The sequence below is a fragment of the Aeromonas sp. HMWF015 genome (assembly GCF_963878965.1).
Lineage (GTDB): Bacteria > Pseudomonadota > Gammaproteobacteria > Enterobacterales > Aeromonadaceae > Aeromonas > Aeromonas veronii.
Map to the genome: position 1 here is coordinate 466 of NZ_CAWNZT010000398.1, position 2,206 is coordinate 2,671.

The window sequence follows — 2,206 nt, forward strand, 5'->3', positions numbered from 1 at the left end:
GGGCTTATCATGCTGCTCCTTGGTCGTGTTCCACAAACCGGAGACCTGGTGACACTGGAACAGTGGCAACTGGAAATTGTTGACATGGATGGCCTGCGCATCGACAAGGTGCTCGCCATGCCCTTGACCGATCAACCCAGCTAACCTGCGGAGTTTGCAAGTATGGAGCAGTTTTACCAACTGGCTCACGCCTTTATGAATCACGATCTGAACACACTTTCCGATCCCAAGATGGCCTTCATGATCTGTGGTGTGATTCTGACGTTTCTGGTACTGGAAAACGGATTCATCCCTACCGCCTTTCTGCCCGGTGACAGCCTGCTGATCCTCACCGGCGTACTCATCTATCAGGATGTGTTGTCTCTCGGGGTGATCCCGCTGTTGATCATGGCCACCTTTGTCGGCACCTGGCTCGGTTACATGCAGGGGCGCTTTCTCGGCCACACCCAGCTCTACCATCGGCTGATGTCCCACGTGGAAGAGCGACACCAGCAGAAGGTCTACCACCTGCTGGACAAGTACGGGATCATCACCCTGATCACCGCGCGCTATATCGCCTTCGTGCGCACCGCCTACCCCTATATCGTGGGAGCTACCGAGCTGCCGCAGGGGCGCTTCCTCATCGTCAATCTGATCAGCTCCATCATGTGGATCTGCCCGCTGGTCGGGTTTGGCTACTACCTGAGCCACACCAAGCTGGCCGCCGAATACCAGACCCAGTTCTTCAACATCATCATCTATCTGCCGGTGGCCCTGCTGGTGGGTGGCATGGTGGCGCTGGTCTGGCGCTGGATCAGCAAACGCAGGGCTGCGCAGCCGCGGGATTGACCCCTCACCCAACGCCCGACCCGAAAGCCCTCACCAGAGGGCTTTTTTGATCGCCAATTTTGCGCAAATAACAGAAATAGTCCCGCTCGGCCCTTGTAAAGCCGGGGTAAAAATGAGTGAATCTAGCGCCTTTTTTTGGATGGGAACGGAGTCGGTTGTATGTGGTGTCGGATTCGCGCAGCTGCGCTGGTTGTCGGGTTGATGGGAATGTTGGGATTGCCTGCGGTCAGCGCGGCACCCAACCCTGCCAAACTGGAAGTACGCTCGAGAAGCGCCCTGGTCGTGGATGTAAAAACGGGCAAGACGCTCTACCAGAAGAATGCCACTAAGGTGCGTCCCATCGCCTCCCTCACCAAGCTGATGACAGCGCTGGTGGTGCTGGATGCCAAGCAGAATCTCAACCAGACCATCACTGTCGACAAGAACGATCTGGATCGGGTCAAACATACCCACTCCCGCATCCGCATGGGCACCAAGGTGACCCGCCGCGACGCCCTGCATCTGGCGCTGATGTCCTCCGAAAACCGGATGGCCTCGGCACTGGCGCGTCACTATCCCGGCGGTCGCAGCGCCTTCGTGCGGGCCATGAACAACAAGGCCAGACAGCTGGGTATGCGTAATACCCACTTCTATGACTCCACCGGTCTCTCCACCCGCAACGTCTCTACCGCCCAGGATCTCGGCAAGCTGGCTGCCGCCGCCTACCGTCAGCCGCTGATCCGTCAGTTCACTCAGGATGAGAACCGGGAGATGCGCTTCAGCGCCCCCGCCTACAGCCTGATGTTCAACAACACCAACCCGCTGGTGAAAAACCCGGATTGGGACGTACGCCTCTCCAAGACCGGCTTCACTGACGAAGCGGGGCGCTGTCTGGTGATGCGCGCCAAACCGGATAGTCGCGAGCTCGCCATTGTGCTGCTCAACTCGGTGGGCAAACGCACCCCTATCGGCGATGCCAACCGCATTCGCAAATGGCTGAAAAGCTGAGTAAATATCTCAACACAAGAGGATGCTGCGGCATCCTTTTTTATTGCCTGCAGCAGGCCTTGCAGGATGTTGATGAGCGAACCCTGAGTGTGATTGAGCAGCGCGGCATCTGCCGTTGCAACAGCAGGCATACAGGGCGCCTATAGATGAGGCAAAGGGTGGCAAGGGGTTGCACCGTTCAGAAGAACTGTGCGCAATCACAGAAAGGGGAAGAAATGAGGACAAAAACTGCCAGGTAAACGGGCGATCCACCCGCAACAGCGCACGGGGATCCGCACCAAAAAGTTAAATATCGCCCATAAAAAAACAGCCCCGACCGAAGTCGAGGCTGTCTGTATGGTGCGCCCGAGAGGATTCGAACCTCTGACCACCTGGTTCGTAGCCAGGTACT

3 protein-coding genes are annotated in these 2,206 nt (G+C 57.4%); all 3 read left to right on the forward strand.

Annotated features, from left to right (window positions below):
* The coding region (locus tag AACS18_RS23675) for a transporter associated domain-containing protein (RefSeq protein ID WP_308810803.1) at positions 1-144 on the forward strand (144 nt) is incomplete at its 5' end.
* An 18-nt stretch (positions 145-162) separates the two neighbouring features.
* Entirely contained in the window at positions 163-828 is a 666-nt protein-coding gene (locus AACS18_RS20495; protein WP_005343012.1) for a DedA family protein, read from the forward strand.
* Between the two features lie 159 nt (positions 829-987).
* Positions 988-1,815 carry a D-alanyl-D-alanine endopeptidase gene (gene pbpG, locus AACS18_RS20500; RefSeq protein ID WP_108613171.1) on the forward strand — a complete coding sequence of 276 codons (828 nt, stop codon included), beginning with the start codon at positions 988-990 and terminating at the stop codon, positions 1,813-1,815.
* Positions 1,816-2,206 lie beyond the last annotated feature (391 nt).

What these genes read in the sequence shown, in the direction of transcription:
- pbpG (WP_108613171.1), top strand. Translation starts at nt 988, where the DNA reads ATGTGGTGTCGGATTCGCGCAGCTGCGCTGGTTGTCGGGTTGATGGGA.
- AACS18_RS20495 (WP_005343012.1), top strand. Translation starts at nt 163, where the DNA reads ATGGAGCAGTTTTACCAACTGGCTCACGCCTTTATGAATCACGATCTG.